The sequence below is a fragment of the Streptococcus oralis genome, assembly GCF_001075675.1.
Lineage (GTDB): Bacteria > Bacillota > Bacilli > Lactobacillales > Streptococcaceae > Streptococcus > Streptococcus oralis_V.
Genome location: NZ_JUNW01000053.1, coordinates 52,958 through 68,162, shown reverse-complemented (window position 1 = coordinate 68,162; position 15,205 = coordinate 52,958). Strand labels below are relative to the sequence as shown.

The window sequence follows — 15,205 nt, the reverse complement described above, 5'->3', positions numbered from 1 at the left end:
ATGTTACGATCTCAATTTGAAGAAGATTTGGAGAAATTGCACAACCAGTTCTATGCTATGGGACAAGAAGTGCTCTCGCAGATCAATCGTACAGTGCGTGCCTTTGTCACGCATGACCGTGATTTGGCAAAAGAAGTCATCGAAGACGATGCAGAAGTTAATGAATATGAAGTGAAGTTGGAAAAGAAATCATTTGAAATGATTGCTCTCCAACAACCTGTTTCGCAAGACCTTCGTACCGTCTTGACTGTTCTAAAGGCAGTTTCAGACGTGGAACGCATGGGAGATCATGCAGTGTCTATCGCTGAGGCGACCATTCGTATGAAGGGAGAGCAACGTATCCCTTCTGTTGAAGAAGAAATCAAAAAAATGGGACGCGACGTGAAAAACTTCGTCGAAGCAGCTCTAGATCTTTATCTCAACGGGTCTGTGGATCAAGCCTACGAAGTAGCGGCGATGGATGAAAAAATCAACCATTACTTTGATAGCATCCGTGATTTGGCTACAGAAGAAATTAAGAAAAATCCTGAAGCTATTGTTACAGGCCGTGATTACTTCCAGGTCATTTCTTTCTTGGAACGTATCGGAGACTACGCAAAAAACATCTGTGAATGGGTTGTTTACTTTGAAACAGGTAAGATAGTTGAATTATAAAGTATTCAAATGATAAAATTATTGTGAAAGCTTACTTTTTAATAGTAAGCTTTCGTTGTATTGATGATTTTTTTATCAGAGGTGAGTAATGGACTACATACAGAATATAAGAAAAAAAGTTGGGAAAGATAAAATTATTTTAAATTTCACTTGTGGAATATTAAATCAATCAGGGAAAATTTTATTACAAAAACGAGCAGATAAAGGAACGTGGGGATTACCAGGTGGTACTATTGAATTAGGCGAATCGGCTTTAGAAGCTTTAGTGCGAGAGTTTTATGAAGAAACGGGAATCGAAGTGAGAGCGGAAAAACTCTTAAATGTTTATACTAAATATTCAGATAGTTATCCGAATGGCGATGAGGCTCAAGTTCTTACAATTTTGTATTTAGTTTCATCTAAAAATTCTATTTCTACAAATTTTTTTACAAGTAATGAAACGTTAGAATTAGGATTTTTTGATCATATGGATATACAAAACATTACAATTGTAAACCAGCAACATCAAGATATGATAAATGATTTTTTTGAAAATAAGTTCCCAATAGATAGATAAACTAATCTCTGAATTTCTAATTTTTCTAACTATATTTTATGAAAATGCAAGAAAAACGTTGACAAGCATTTTCAAATAGGTTATAATTATTCAGAAATAACAGAAAGGTCGTTTATTTATGAAGTTTAAGAAATGGATATTAGTTGTGTGTAGCATGCTTGCCAGCATGGTTTTAGTAGCTTGCCAGTCAGGAACGGATAGTTCTCAGTCTGCTGTGGATGCTATTAAACAAAAAGGAAAGCTAGTCGTTGCGACCAGCCCAGACTATGCACCTTTTGAATTCCAAGCCTTGGTAGATGGTAAAAACCAAGTGGTTGGTGCAGATATTGATATGGCTCAAGCGATTGCGGACGAGCTTGGGGTTAAACTTGAAATCTCAAGTATGAGTTTTGACAATGTCTTGACCAGCCTTCAAACTGGAAAGGCTGACTTGGCTATTGCAGGAATTAGTGCTACAGATGAGAGAAAGGAAGTCTTTGACTTTTCAATCCCTTACTATGAAAATAAGATGAGTTTCTTGGTTAGAAAAGCCGATTTAGACAAGTACAAGGATCTTTCAAGCCTCGCAAGTGCCAATATCGCAGCTCAAAAGGGAACTGTGCCAGAAACCATGGTCAAGGAACAATTACCAAATGCCCAGTTGACATCCTTGACCAATATGGGGGAAGCCGTCAATGAGTTGCAGGCTGGAAAAGTGGATGCTGTTCATATGGATGAACCAGTTGCTCTTAGCTACGCAGGTAAAAACTCAGACCTTGTCGTTGCATCTGTTAACTTGACAATGAAAGATGGCGAAGCCAATGCCGTTGCTATCAAAAAGGATCAATCAGACTTGAAAGCTGTAGTAGATAAGGTTATCCAAAAACTGAAAGATGACGGAACCTATCAAACTTATCTTGAAAAGGCAGCGAAACTAACAGAAGTTGAACAATAAGAAAAAGCTGAGTTGGACTTTAATCCAACTCAGCTTTTATGTATTCTAATAGCTCTTCTAGATTTTCGAGAGAGACTTTGGCGAACTGATAAGGACAGGCATCCAAATAAGCCTCCTCAAAAAAGTCTAGTTTGAGTGAGCTGTGTTTTAGACTGGCAATTTTAGGATAGTGTCTCAAATCAAGCAAAAGACCATTGTGTAGAGGATAGTGGGGCAAGGGACAGGTGTTTTTTTCAAGCACTTTCTTTATCTGAGCCTGATAGTTCTCTTGAAGGGTCAATCGAGCCAGTCGGTTTTTTTCAAATAACTGGCTATCGATGTAAAGAGAAAGAGCCTTTTGCATGATGAGATTGCTGTCATAGTCCAGGATATTTTTGTAGGAAACAAAGGCCTCTTTTAGGGCATTTGGGAGAATGAGGGCGGTAATACGAAGGGCTGGAAAGAGACTAGTTGAGAAGGACTTGATATAAATGACGCGATCCTCAGTATCCAGATAGTGGAAGGTTTGTCCCTTTTTAGAGTCTAAGTCACCTAGATAATCATCCTCGACGATATATACACCATACTGGTTTGCTAGATCCAAAATATCCCTTTTTTCCTGATCAGAATAGGAATGACCTAGGGGATAGTGGAAGCGAGGAATGGTGTAGAAAAACTTGATTTTCCCAGATTTAAACTGTTTTTCCAGTTCTTCAAGGTTGATGCCATCAATACGGCGTTCAATGGTCTGGTAGGCCAATCCCTGAGCGACCAAGAGGCGGTTCATCCGGTGATAGGTAGGTTGTTCGACCAAAATCTCCTCTCCCTCGCTAGGAAAGTTAATCTGAGAAAGGATAAAGAGAGCTTGCTGGGTGCCAGATGTTAGAACCAGTTGGTCGGGTTTGCAGTAGAGGGCTTGGTTGAAAAGAAGTTGATGGACAGATTGTCTTAGTTCCTCAAGGCCTTCTTGGTTGTCATAGTAGTTGAAGAGGTAGTTTTCTCGGCCTATCAGGGTTTCGTTGACGCAGAGTCGGAAGTCGTCATAGGCACTGGCATGTTCGTCAGTGACTTCGATTTCCAAGTCTTGGTGCTGTCCTTGTTCTAGAACATAGTAGCCACTTTGGGGTTTGGCATAGAGGTATTGTTCATGGCGTAATTCCAGCAGGGCTCGTTGGATAGTGTCCTTGCTACAGTGGAAGTCTTGGCTCAATTGACGGATGGAGGGAAGCCGGCTACCTGTTGGAAATTTTCCTGATTCGATCCCCTTTTTTAGAAAGGAAACGACTACTTGGTATTTACTTTCTTTCTTCATTCCAGACCTCCGTTGATTTTGTTACATTGTACCTTTTTTTTGCCTGCTTGGCAATGGGAAAATCATTTCTCCCTTTCACAACTAGGAGCAAATGTGGTATACTTAGAAAGTATGATGATTCATTGAACAGAAGATAAGAAAGAGAAAGGATAGAAAAGTGCAGGAACCAGTAAAATTATTTCAATACAATACTCTAGGTGCCCTAATGGCAGGTCTCTATGGTGGAACTATGACAGTAGGAGAATTGCTGGAACATGGTGACCTTGGTTTGGGAACCCTTGATTCGATTGATGGGGAGTTGATTGTCCTTGATGGCAAGGCTTATCAAGCCAAGGGGTCTGGTCAAACGCCTGAAATCGTTGAAGTGGCAGCGGATGCTCTTATTCCCTATGCAGCAGTGGTTCCCCATCAGGCAGAAGTGATTTTCCGCCAGCGCTTTGAGATGACAGACAAGGAATTGGAAAAGCGAATTGAGTCCTACTATGATGGGGAAAATCTTTTTCGTTCCATCAAGATTCATGGCGAATTTTCACAAATGCACGTACGGATGATTCCCAAATCCACACCTGATACCAAGTTTGCTGATGTAGCGACTCACCAACCTGAATATAGCCGTGAAAATGTATCGGGAACTATTGTTGGATTTTGGACACCGGAGATTTTCCATGGAGTGAGTGTTGCAGGCTACCATTTGCATTTTATCTCAGATGATTTAACCTTTGGTGGGCATGTGATGGACTTTGTTATCAAAGAAGGAATGATTGAGGTTGGGGCAGTCGACCAGTTGGACCAACGTTTTCCAGTCCAAGATCGCCAGTATTTATTTGCCAAATTTAACGTTGACGAGATGAAGAAAGATATTGATAAGTCAGAATAGGAGAAAAAGATGACAGTACATATTATCCTTACCATGATCGCTTTGGTTCTCATTCTAGTAAGTGGGACTTGGTATGCCAAAAAGCGGTTTAAAATCTCTCTTGCAGTGATGGGCTTGGGGGCAATCGCATTTTTTGTTTCTTCTCAAGTGTTAGAGAAGATGGTTCACCTTCTGATACTCCATCCGCAAAAAGATGGAACCATTCCGCTTATGCAGGAGCAGCCTTTCTTATACGTCCTTTATGGGATCGCTATGGCAGCCCTCTTTGAAGAGACGGCTCGTCTTATCTTTTTTAAATGGTTGGAGAAAAAGAGAAAGCTAGAAGATCGAGATGCTTTGGCTTATGGTTTGGGACATGGCGGCTTGGAGATGCTCTATCTCGGAATGGGAAGCTTGATCAGTCTTTTGATTCTCTTTTCACTCATCCAGTCTTCAAATACTGATGTAGCCAATCTTCTTCCAAAGTCTACACTTGAAACGGTTCAGTCTCTTTCTGTATGGCAGGTTTATTTACTAGGAGTTGAACGTGTGCTTGCCCTAGTTCTCCAAATCGGTCTTTCCATCTGGGTTTACCAAAGTGTTAGCCAAAAGAAATGGATCTATCTCTTTGCTGCCTATGGTTTACATGCCTTGTTTGACTTGGCTCCAGCCTTATCTCAGGTAGGATGGATTGCAAATCCGCTTCTAGTTGAGTTTGTTCTTCTCGTAGAACTTTTAGTCTTTATCTGGCTGACAAAATTTACATTTTGGAAAAAATCATAAAAAGAGGGGTGACCTCTTTTTTTATGTAATGATAAAACAAGCTCTTTTTATGGTCGTCAAATGTCTCTAAAAATGGTATAATGGAATGAATTTTGAAAAAGGAAGAGTGACATGTCAGTAAAAGAAAAAATGCTTGAAATCTTAGAAGGAATCGATATTCGTTTTAAGGAACCTTTGAAGACCTATACCTATACAAAGGTAGGAGGTCGAGCGGATTATCTAGTTTTGCCACGCAATCGCTATGAGATGGCCCGTGTCGTCCAATTTGCCAATCAAGAGAATATTCCTTGGATGGTGCTTGGGAATGCCAGCAATATCATTGTTCGTGAAGGTGGAATCCGTGGTTTTGTCATCTTGTGTGATAAGCTTAATAACGTTTCAGTTGATGGCTATACCATCGAAGCAGAAGCAGGAGCCAACTTGATCGAAACAACACGTATTGCTCTCCGTCATAGTTTGACTGGTTTTGAGTTTGCTTGTGGGATTCCTGGAAGCATAGGTGGAGCTGTCTTTATGAATGCGGGTGCCTATGGAGGAGAGATTGCTCATATCTTGCAGTCTTGTCAAATTTTGACCAAGGAAGGGGAAATCGAGACCTTATCTGCCAAGGACTTGGCTTTTGGTTACCGCCATTCAGCTATTCAGGATTCTGGGGCTGTTGTTTTGTCAGCTAAATTTGCCCTAGCTCCAGGGAATCATCAGGTTATCAAGCAAGAAATGGACCGCTTGACGCACCTACGTGAACTCAAGCAACCATTAGAATACCCATCTTGTGGTTCAGTCTTTAAGCGTCCAGTTGGGCATTTTGCAGGTCAGTTGATCTCAGAGGCTGGCCTGAAGGGCTATCGAATCGGTGGTGTGGAAGTATCTGAAAAGCATGCCGGTTTTATGATCAATGTTGCTGACGGAACGGCCAAAGACTACGAGGACTTGATCCAATCTGTTATCAAAAAAGTCAAGGAACACTCAGGTGTCACTCTTGAAAGAGAAGTCCGAATCTTGGGCGAGAAGGAATAAGGTTGGGGTAGAAAAGTTGCTACTATAACCATTGTAAAGGGGGTGAAAGCCTATCGTTAGTGAAGATGTATGTAGGCAGTTCAATCTCCTACACGAGGTAGTAGCGGCCTGACAGAGCCCTGATCTGTTAATTTATGAAAAAGAAGGAATTTATGACAATTGAAAAAACCAATTATTGAATTCAAAAACGTCTCTAAAGTTTTTGAAGACAGCAACACCAAGGTTCTCAAAGACATCAACTTTGAGTTGGAAGAAGGGAAGTTTTACACTCTTTTAGGCGCATCTGGTTCAGGAAAATCAACCATTCTAAATATCATTGCAGGTTTACTGGATGCGACGACAGGGGATATTTTGCTGGATGGGGTGCGTATCAATGATATCCCAACCAATAAACGAGATGTTCATACGGTCTTCCAATCCTATGCCTTGTTTCCACATATGAATGTGTTTGAAAATGTTGCCTTTCCACTCCGTTTGCGTAAGATTGACAAGAAAGAAATCGAACAACGTGTAGCGGAAGTTCTCAAGATGGTTCAGTTGGAAGGTTATGAGAAACGTTCCATCCGTAAACTCTCTGGAGGACAACGTCAGCGTGTGGCCATTGCCCGTGCCATTATCAACCAGCCCCGTGTGGTCTTGCTGGACGAGCCCTTGTCAGCGCTGGACTTGAAATTGCGAACAGACATGCAGTACGAACTGCGTGAACTGCAGCAACGATTGGGGATTACCTTTGTTTTTGTCACTCACGATCAGGAAGAAGCTCTCGCCATGAGTGACTGGATTTTCGTTATGAACGATGGCGAGATTGTTCAGTCTGGAACACCAGTGGACATCTATGATGAGCCAATCAACCATTTTGTTGCCACCTTTATCGGTGAGTCCAATATCTTGCCAGGAACCATGATTGAGGACTACTTGGTTGAGTTTAACGGCAAACGCTTCGAAGCGGTCGATGGAGGGATGAAACCAAATGAGCCAGTTGAGGTTGTCATTCGTCCAGAGGACTTGCGCATCACTCTTCCTGAAGAAGGCAAGCTCCAAGTTAAGGTTGATACCCAGCTTTTCCGTGGGGTTCACTACGAGATTATTGCCTATGACGAACTTGGAAACGAATGGATGATCCACTCGACCCGTAAGGCCATCGTTGGTGAGGAAATCGGTCTGGACTTTGAACCAGAAGATATCCACATCATGCGTCTTAACGAAACCGAAGAAGAGTTCGATGCTCGTATCGAGGAGTACGTAGAAATCGAAGAGCAAGAAGCAGGTCTGATTAACGCGATCGAGGAGGAAAGAGATGAAGAAAACAACCTCTAAACTCTTTGTAGTGCCATATATGCTCTGGATTGCCCTCTTTGTTCTCGCACCCTTGGTCTTGATTTTTGGACAATCCTTTTTCAACATTGAAGGGCAGTTTAGTTTAGAAAACTATAAATCTTACTTTGCGTCACAAAACTTGACCTATCTTAAAATGAGTTTCAACTCTGTGCTCTATGCTGGAATTGTGACCTTGGTAACACTTTTTATCAGCTATCCAACAGCCCTCTTTTTGACTCGTCTCAAGCACCGTCAGCTCTGGCTCATGCTGATAATACTTCCTACATGGATTAACCTACTCCTCAAGGCCTATGCCTTTATCGGGATTTTTGGTCAAAATGGCTCTATTAACCAATTCTTGGAATTTATCGGAATCGGTTCGCAGCAGTTGCTCTTTACAGATTTCTCCTTTATCTTCGTCGCAAGCTACATTGAGCTTCCCTTTATGATTTTGCCGATCTTCAATGTCTTGGATGATATGGATAACAATCTCATCAATGCCAGCTATGACCTTGGTGCAACCAAGTGGGAAACCTTCCGTCATGTCATCTTCCCTCTATCTATGAACGGAGTAAGAAGTGGTGTTCAATCTGTCTTTATCCCCAGCTTGAGTCTCTTCATGCTGACCCGTTTGATTGGTGGGAACCGCGTTATCACCTTGGGGACGGCCATTGAGCAGAACTTTCTAACAAATGACAACTACGGTATGGGTTCAACCATCGGTGTGATTCTCATCCTGACCATGTTTCTCACCATGTGGGTGACCAAGGAAAGGAGAGAACGATGAAAAAATTTGCCAATCTCTACCTAGCCTTTGTCTTTATCATCCTTTATTTGCCGATTTTTTACTTGATTGGCTATGCCTTTAATGCTGGCGATGATATGAACAGTTTTACCGGCTTTAGCTTGAGCCATTTTCAAACCATGTTTGGTGATGGTCGTCTCATGTTGATCCTCACCCAAACCTTTTTCTTGGCCTTTCTGTCTGCCTTGATTGCGACCGTTATCGGGACTTTCGGAGCTATTTACATCTACCAGTCTCGTAAGAAATACCAAGAAGCCTTTCTATCACTCAATAATATCCTCATGGTTGCGCCTGACGTTATGATTGGTGCTAGCTTCTTGATTCTCTTTACCCAGCTTAAGTTTTCACTTGGCTTTTTGACGGTTTTATCTAGTCACGTGGCCTTTTCCATCCCTATCGTGGTCTTGATGGTCTTGCCTCGCCTCAAGGAGATGAATGATGACATGATTCATGCGGCCTATGACTTGGGAGCCAGCCAGTTTCAGATGTTTAAGGAAATCATGCTTCCTTATCTGACTCCGTCTATCATTGCAGGTTATTTCATGGCCTTCACCTATTCGCTAGATGACTTTGCTGTGACCTTCTTTGTCACAGGGAATGGCTTTTCGACTCTCTCGGTTGAGATCTACTCTCGTGCTCGTAAGGGAATTTCGCTAGAAATCAATGCCCTCTCTGCCCTTGTCTTTCTCTTTAGTATTATCCTAGTTGTTGGCTATTACTTTATCTCACGTGAGAAGGAGGAGCAAGCATGAAAAAACTCTATTCATTTTTAGCAGGAATTGTAGCTATTATCCTTGTCTTGTGGGGAATTGCGACTCATCTAGACAGTAAAATCAATAGCCGAGACAGTCAGAAATTGGTTATCTACAACTGGGGGGACTATATCGATCCCGAACTCTTGGAGAAATTCACAGAAGAAACAGGAATCCAAGTACAATACGAGACCTTTGACTCCAACGAAGCCATGTATACCAAGATCAAACAGGGTGGAACGACCTACGATATTGCCATCCCGAGTGAATACATGATCAACAAGATGAAGGACGAAGACCTCTTGGTTCCGCTTGATTATTCAAAAATTGAAGGCATCGAGAATATCGGACCAGAGTTCCTCAACCAGTCTTTTGACCCGGGCAACAAATTCTCCATCCCGTACTTCTGGGGAACCTTGGGAATTGTTTACAATGAAACCATGGTAGAGGAGGCGCCTGAGCATTGGGATGACCTCTGGAAACCAGAATACAAGGATTCCATCATGCTCTTTGATGGGGCGCGTGAGGTGCTGGGACTCGGGCTTAACTCGCTCGGTTACAGTCTCAACTCCAAGGATCCTCAGCAGCTGGAAGAGACAGTGGATAAGCTCTACAAACTGACTCCAAATATCAAGGCCATTGTGGCGGACGAGATGAAGGGTTACATGATTCAGAACAACGCTGCTATCGGTGTGACTTTCTCTGGGGAAGCTAGGCAGATGTTGGAGAAAAATCCTAACCTCAAGTATGTCGTTCCGACTGAGGCCAGCAATCTCTGGTTTGATAACATGGTCATTCCAAAAACCGTGAAAAACCAAGATGCCGCCTATGCCTTTATCAACTTTATGTTGAAACCCGAAAATGCTCTGAAAAATGCCGAGTATGTAGGCTACTCAACACCAAACCTACCAGCTAAGGAAATGCTCCCAGAGGAGACCAAGGAAGATAAATCCTTCTATCCTGATGCTGATACCATGAAACACCTAGAAGTTTATGAGAAATTTGACCATAAATGGACAGGTAAATATAGCGATCTCTTCCTACAGTTTAAAATGTACCGGAAGTAGGAGATATGCTTTCTTGTCAGCTTTCCTAGTTGACGCAGAACCCAAAAAACGATATAATAAGAAAGTTGAGAATTGATTTTCAGTTGTCTTAGTCCAGAGAATTGGCGGTGCTGCAAGCCATCTAAGCTAGGAAGTCATGCTACTCAATCAGACAATTGCATAAGAATAAGAGAATGACAAGTTCATTGAATGAAGGTGGTACCGCGGTTTTTCGCCCTTCGTGATATGGACTTGTCTTTTGATTTTTGGAGGTGTTTATGAAGACATTTCTCGTGAAACAAAAGTTTCGTCTTGGAGGCGAACGCTTCGATATTAAAGATGATAGAGGAGTAGTAAATTATCAGGTAGAGGGCTCTTTCTTCCAAATTCCTAAGACCTTTACCATCTATGACGCCTATGGTGAGCAAGTAAGTGAGATTAGTAAAGAATTTTTCACTTTGCTTCCTCGCTTTACTATCCAGTTACGAAACGGTTCCAATTTCGTCATTCGTAAGAAGTTGACCTTCTTTCGAGATAAGTATGAGTTTGATGATCTAGGGCTTCGTATCGAGGGCAATATCTGGGATTTGAATTTCAAATTGCTGGATGACCGCGACCAAGTGATTGCCGAAATTCGGAAAGAGATTTTCCATTTGACCTCAACTTACACCGTAACCGTCTATGAAGACTCTTATGCAGACCTAGTCATTTCCCTCTGTGTCGCGATTGACTATGTGGAGATGCTGGAAAGCCAATCAAATTAAACAAGTAATAAGGAGATATTATGAAACAACTATCTAGTGCTCAAGTTCGCCAAATGTGGCTTGATTTCTGGGCAAGCAAAGGACACTCTGTAGAACCATCAGTCAGCTTGGTTCCTGTAAATGACCCAACTCTTTTGTGGATTAACTCTGGGGTAGCAACCCTTAAGAAATACTTTGACGGAACCATTATTCCTGAAAATCCACGTATTACCAATGCGCAGAAAGCTATCCGTACCAATGACATCGAAAATGTCGGAAAAACAGCTCGCCACCATACTATGTTTGAAATGTTGGGGAACTTCTCTATCGGGGATTACTTTCGTGACGAAGCCATCACTTGGGCTTATGAGCTTTTGACCAGCCCAGAATGGTTTGATTTTCCTGCTGAAAAACTGTACATGACCTACTATCCAGACGATAAAGATTCTTATAACCGCTGGATTGAAGTAGGAGTGGACCCAAGCCACTTGATTCCAATCGAAGACAACTTCTGGGAAATCGGTGCAGGGCCTTCTGGACCAGATACAGAGATTTTCTTCGACCGTGGAGAAGCATTTGACCCAGAAAATATCGGTATTCGCCTGCTTGCAGAAGATATTGAAAACGACCGTTACATCGAAATCTGGAACATTGTTTTGTCACAATTTAACGCCGACCCTGCTGTTCCTCGTAGCGAATACAAGGAATTACCACACAAGAACATTGATACGGGCGCTGGTTTGGAGCGTTTGGTGGCAGTTATCCAAGGGGCTAAGACAAACTTTGAAACGGACCTCTTCATGCCGATTATCCGTGAAGTTGAGAAATTGTCTGGTAAGGTTTATGACCAAGACGGCGACAACATGAGCTTCAAAGTCATCGCAGACCATATCCGTTCTCTTTCATTTGCAATCGGTGATGGTGCCCTTCCTGGAAATGAGGGCCGTGGATACGTTCTTCGTCGCCTTCTCCGTCGTGCTTCTATGCATGGTCAAAAATTGGGTATCAATGAGCCTTTCCTTTACAAACTCGTTCCAACTGTTGGTAAAATCATGGAAAGCTATTACCCAGAAGTGCTTGAAAAACGTGATTTTATCGAGAAAATTATCAAGAGCGAAGAAGAATCATTTGCTCGTACCCTTCACTCAGGTCAGCACTTTGCCCAAAGCATTGTAGCAGACTTGAAAGAAAAAGGCCAAACGGTTATCGCTGGACAAGATGTCTTCAAACTCTACGATACTTATGGATTCCCAGTTGAATTGACAGAGGAAATCGCCGAAGAAGCTGGTATGACTGTAGACCGCGAAGGCTTTGAAGCAGCCATGAAAGAGCAGCAAGAACGTGCGCGTGCTTCAGCTGTCAAAGGCGGATCCATGGGGATGCAAAATGAAACCCTTCAAAATATCACTGTTAAGAGTGTCTTCAACTACAATGCCAGCCAATTGCCTTCTAAGTTGGTGGCTATCGTAGCGGACAATGCTGAAGTAGAAGCTGTATCTGAAGGAACTGCCTCTCTTATCTTTGCAGAGACTCCATTCTACGCTGAAATGGGTGGACAAGTAGCTGACCATGGTCAAATCTTGGATGCTACTGGAAATGTCGTAGCTACTGTGACAGACGTTCAAAAAGCACCAAACGGACAAGCTCTTCATACTGTTGAAGTTCTTGCACCACTTGCTTTGAACCAAGAATACACCTTGGCTATCGATACCAACCGTCGTCATCGTGTTATGAAAAACCACACTGCGACTCACTTGCTCCATGCGGCTCTTCACAATATCCTTGGCCACCATGCGACACAAGCAGGATCTCTGAACGAAGTAGAATTTCTTCGCTTTGACTTTACTCACTTCCAAGCTGTGACTCCTGAAGAGTTGCGCGCCATTGAACAGCAAGTCAATGAGAAGATTTGGGAAGCCATCGCAGTGGAAACTGTTGAGACAGATATTGACACGGCTAAAGAAATGGGAGCTATGGCCCTCTTTGGTGAGAAATATGGTAAAGAAGTCCGCGTTGTGACCATCGGTGACTACTCTATTGAGCTTTGTGGTGGTACCCACGTTGGCAACACTTCTGAGATTGGCCTCTTCAAGATTGTCAAAGAAGAAGGAATCGGATCAGGAACTCGCCGTATCTTGGCAGTAACTGGTAAGGAAGCCTTTGAAGCCTATCGTGAACAAGAAGACGCTTTGAAAGCCGTCGCAGCAACCTTGAAAGCACCTCAACTCAAGGAAGTTCCTCATAAGGTTGAAGGACTTCAAGAGCAACTTCGTCAATTGCAAAAAGAAAATGCAGAATTGAAGGAAAAAGCAGCAGCTGCAGCTGCAGGTGATGTCTTCAAGGATGTGAAGGAAGTCAACGGACACCGTTACATTGCAAGCCAAGTTTCTGTATCAGATGCAGGTGCCCTTCGTACCTTTGCGGATAACTGGAAACAAAAAGACTACTCTGATGTGCTTGTCCTAGTTGCTGCTATTGGTGACAAAGTCAATGTTCTTGTAGCTAGCAAGACAAAAGATATCCACGCAGGTAACTTGGTTAAAGAATTGGCTCCAATTGTTGATGGACGTGGTGGTGGTAAACCAGACATGGCCATGGCAGGAGGAAGCAACCAAGCGAAAATCCAAGAATTGTTGGATGCAGTAGCAGGTAAATTATAAGAAAACATTTAGGATCTATCCATTTGGGTAGGTCTTTTTGCATACACAAAAAAGCCAAATCCGGTTGGATTTGACTTGTACCTGATAGGTTTATTTTGCTACCCAGACACTGACTGAACCCGCTGCTACTGGAAATTCTCCATAACCTTCAGCATTGATTGTAACTTGTGCTGGATGATTTTCAAGGAGGTCAACAAAGGTTTGGTCAGCCCATTCTTGCCCGACAAACATAGACTTGCTGTTTTCTTGGTCATTGGAGATAAGGACAGCGATTGGGGATTGATGTTCAGCGCCTGAACGAACCCATCCGATGCAGTTGGCATCGTCAAAGTAGTCTGTTTGCTCTCCATAGGCCAAATCTTTTCGGATGGCTAGGAGACGGTCAAGAACTTCTCTGAAATCTTCTTGGGCATATTGCCCTGAAATGCCGTAATAGTCTCCATAAAAGACACATGGAAGGCCTTGCTCACGAAGAAGGATGAGCGCATAGGCTGCTGGTTTAAACCATTCTTCAACAGTAGACTCAAGGGCCTGCCCTCGTTGAGTATCATGGTTGTCAACGAAAGTGACAGCCTTGTCAGGATTGAGTTCAACCAAGCTATCTGTGAAAATGTTACGAAGGTCGAAGCTTGCTCCAGCATGGCTAGCTTCAAAGAGGTTTTGGTGGAGGCGAACATCGACAAGGTCAAAACGTTCTTCTACTTTCTCGAGATAGTCTAGGTTAGCTTCTTTGTCTGGATTCCAAAATTCCCCAAAAACATAGAAATCTTCACCGTATTTTTCCTTCATATCACGGATGAAATTGCCCATAAAGAAGGAGTCAATGTGTTTAACGGCATCCAAGCGGAAACCAGCAACTCCAGTCGTTTCCATGAACCAGTCAGCCCAGTCATAGATGTTTTGGATGACTTCAGGGTGCTTAAAGTCCAGGTCAGCGTACATGAGGTAGTCGTAGTTACCGTTTTCGTTATCGACCAATTCCTCATTTGCCCAACCTTTATTGTCTCCCTGGATCAGGTAAATACCAGACTTACGGCGTTTGGCATCGTAGTCTGTACCTGTGAAGTGGTACCAGTGCCAGTGGAAGTCATTGTAGGTGTCTTGGCGACCATCGAAGGTGAAGTGAGTCCAGCCATTGATGGTAAAGGGCTCGCTTAGCTGAAGGGTACGATCCTCAGGATCCACTTCAATAACCTGAAAGGCTTCCATATGATCGGCAGCAGCCTTGTGATTGAGCACCACATCGGCCATAGGTTGAATTCCCTGTGCCTTTAGGGTTTGAATGGCTTGAAGATAGTCTTCTTTAAACCCATACTTGGTACGGACAGTCCCTTTTTGGTGAAATTCGCCTAGGTCAAAAAGATCGTAAACACCATAGCCTACATCTTTTTCGTTGGTTGCCTTGAAGGCAGGTGGCATCCAGATATGGCTGATACCAAGGTTTGCTAGGTGCTCTGCGTCATTTGTTAGTCGAGCCCAGTGCTGGCCGTCATGAGGCAGATACCATTCAAAGTATTGCATAAGTGTCTGATTTTGCATTGTTTTTCCTCTTGCTTATCAATGTTGTGTTTTATTCTACCATAAAGTTTAGAACTAGGCAAACGTTTGCGCAAGTTTCTATACTCATTTCTGAAATTGTCTATTTTTAGCGATTAAAATCTCTATTTCCATCACAAGGGAGAGGATGTTTTGGTGAAAAAGTAAATGGAATAAACTTATTTGAACAAAAATGACACTCAGTAAACTAAAGTACAAATGGTTAAACGGTTTCTTTTTTGAGAATTGTCACAA

14 protein-coding genes are annotated in these 15,205 nt (G+C 42.6%); 12 read left to right on the top strand and 2 right to left on the bottom strand.

The features are described 5' to 3' along the window. From phoU to ADM50_RS07420, 3 genes are all read left to right on the top strand, one after another. The gene (gene phoU / locus ADM50_RS07430; protein WP_000946468.1) at positions 1–654 is read left to right on the top strand and encodes a phosphate signaling complex protein PhoU; all 654 of its coding nucleotides are present in this window, start codon (positions 1–3) and stop codon (positions 652–654) included. A gap of 88 nt (positions 655–742) precedes the next feature. Continuing rightward, positions 743–1,210, top strand: a complete 468-nt coding sequence (locus ADM50_RS07425) for an NUDIX hydrolase (protein ID WP_049485125.1) — start codon at positions 743–745, stop codon at positions 1,208–1,210. A gap of 118 nt (positions 1,211–1,328) precedes the next feature. Beyond that, a complete protein-coding gene (locus ADM50_RS07420; RefSeq protein WP_049485123.1) occupies positions 1,329–2,144 on the top strand; it encodes an ABC transporter substrate-binding protein in 816 nt (271 codons plus the stop codon). Positions 2,145–2,163: 19 nt separating this feature from the next. Here ADM50_RS07420 and ADM50_RS07415 read toward each other — a convergent pair whose 3' ends face one another. Continuing rightward, positions 2,164–3,435 carry an aminotransferase-like domain-containing protein gene (locus ADM50_RS07415; RefSeq protein ID WP_049485122.1) on the bottom strand — a complete coding sequence of 424 codons (1,272 nt, stop codon included), beginning with the start codon at positions 3,433–3,435 and terminating at the stop codon, positions 2,164–2,166. Between the two features lie 157 nt (positions 3,436–3,592). Here ADM50_RS07415 and budA point away from each other — a divergent pair, with 157 nt between their 5' ends. The 9 genes from budA to alaS all read left to right on the top strand — a co-directional run bounded on the left by budA (position 3,593) and on the right by alaS (position 13,414). Next, the gene (gene budA / locus ADM50_RS07410) at positions 3,593–4,312 is read left to right on the top strand and encodes an acetolactate decarboxylase (RefSeq protein ID WP_071788318.1); all 720 of its coding nucleotides are present in this window, start codon (positions 3,593–3,595) and stop codon (positions 4,310–4,312) included. A 9-nt stretch (positions 4,313–4,321) separates the two neighbouring features. After that, positions 4,322–5,074, top strand: coding sequence for a YhfC family intramembrane metalloprotease (locus ADM50_RS07405; protein ID WP_049485120.1), 753 nt, complete (start codon positions 4,322–4,324; stop codon positions 5,072–5,074). Between the two features lie 111 nt (positions 5,075–5,185). Next, complete coding sequence (gene murB / locus ADM50_RS07400) at positions 5,186–6,091, top strand: UDP-N-acetylmuramate dehydrogenase (RefSeq protein ID WP_049485119.1); 906 nt, start codon at positions 5,186–5,188, stop codon at positions 6,089–6,091. A gap of 159 nt (positions 6,092–6,250) precedes the next feature. Next, the gene (locus tag ADM50_RS07395) at positions 6,251–7,408 is read left to right on the top strand and encodes an ABC transporter ATP-binding protein (RefSeq protein ID WP_000742901.1); all 1,158 of its coding nucleotides are present in this window, start codon (positions 6,251–6,253) and stop codon (positions 7,406–7,408) included. Beyond that, complete coding sequence (locus ADM50_RS07390; protein ID WP_000754112.1) at positions 7,389–8,195, top strand: ABC transporter permease; 807 nt, start codon at positions 7,389–7,391, stop codon at positions 8,193–8,195. Before ADM50_RS07395 ends, ADM50_RS07390 begins: the two co-directional genes overlap by 20 nt. Next, a complete protein-coding gene (locus ADM50_RS07385) occupies positions 8,192–8,965 on the top strand; it encodes an ABC transporter permease (RefSeq protein ID WP_049485117.1) in 774 nt (257 codons plus the stop codon). The genes ADM50_RS07390 and ADM50_RS07385 overlap by 4 nt, the downstream gene beginning before the upstream one ends. Beyond that, the gene (locus ADM50_RS07380) at positions 8,962–10,032 is read left to right on the top strand and encodes an ABC transporter substrate-binding protein (RefSeq protein ID WP_000737950.1); all 1,071 of its coding nucleotides are present in this window, start codon (positions 8,962–8,964) and stop codon (positions 10,030–10,032) included. Before ADM50_RS07385 ends, ADM50_RS07380 begins: the two co-directional genes overlap by 4 nt. 257 nt (positions 10,033–10,289) lie before the next feature. Then, positions 10,290–10,775, top strand: a complete 486-nt coding sequence (locus ADM50_RS07375; RefSeq protein ID WP_000847083.1) for an LURP-one-related/scramblase family protein — start codon at positions 10,290–10,292, stop codon at positions 10,773–10,775. A gap of 20 nt (positions 10,776–10,795) precedes the next feature. Continuing rightward, positions 10,796–13,414, top strand: a complete 2,619-nt coding sequence (gene alaS / locus ADM50_RS07370; RefSeq protein WP_049485114.1) for an alanine--tRNA ligase — start codon at positions 10,796–10,798, stop codon at positions 13,412–13,414. Positions 13,415–13,504: 90 nt separating this feature from the next. Here alaS and ADM50_RS07365 read toward each other — a convergent pair whose 3' ends face one another. Further along, on the bottom strand, positions 13,505–14,953 hold the full coding sequence (locus ADM50_RS07365) for an alpha-amylase (protein ID WP_049485112.1): 1,449 nt from the start codon (positions 14,951–14,953) through the stop codon (positions 13,505–13,507). Positions 14,954–15,205 lie beyond the last annotated feature (252 nt).

Excerpts from the sequence above, each read along its gene's own strand:
- phoU (WP_000946468.1), top strand. The coding sequence starts at position 1 with ATGTTACGATCTCAATTTGAAGAAGATTTGGAGAAATTGCACAACCAG.
- ADM50_RS07415 (WP_049485122.1), bottom strand. The coding sequence starts at position 3,435 with ATGAAGAAAGAAAGTAAATACCAAGTAGTCGTTTCCTTTCTAAAAAAG.
- ADM50_RS07405 (WP_049485120.1), top strand. The coding sequence starts at position 4,322 with ATGACAGTACATATTATCCTTACCATGATCGCTTTGGTTCTCATTCTA.
- ADM50_RS07380 (WP_000737950.1), top strand. The coding sequence starts at position 8,962 with ATGAAAAAACTCTATTCATTTTTAGCAGGAATTGTAGCTATTATCCTT.
- ADM50_RS07365 (WP_049485112.1), bottom strand. The coding sequence starts at position 14,953 with ATGCAAAATCAGACACTTATGCAATACTTTGAATGGTATCTGCCTCAT.
- alaS (WP_049485114.1), top strand. The coding sequence starts at position 10,796 with ATGAAACAACTATCTAGTGCTCAAGTTCGCCAAATGTGGCTTGATTTC.
- murB (WP_049485119.1), top strand. The coding sequence starts at position 5,186 with ATGTCAGTAAAAGAAAAAATGCTTGAAATCTTAGAAGGAATCGATATT.
- ADM50_RS07425 (WP_049485125.1), top strand. The coding sequence starts at position 743 with ATGGACTACATACAGAATATAAGAAAAAAAGTTGGGAAAGATAAAATT.
- ADM50_RS07375 (WP_000847083.1), top strand. The coding sequence starts at position 10,290 with ATGAAGACATTTCTCGTGAAACAAAAGTTTCGTCTTGGAGGCGAACGC.
- ADM50_RS07420 (WP_049485123.1), top strand. The coding sequence starts at position 1,329 with ATGAAGTTTAAGAAATGGATATTAGTTGTGTGTAGCATGCTTGCCAGC.
- ADM50_RS07390 (WP_000754112.1), top strand. The coding sequence starts at position 7,389 with ATGAAGAAAACAACCTCTAAACTCTTTGTAGTGCCATATATGCTCTGG.
- ADM50_RS07385 (WP_049485117.1), top strand. The coding sequence starts at position 8,192 with ATGAAAAAATTTGCCAATCTCTACCTAGCCTTTGTCTTTATCATCCTT.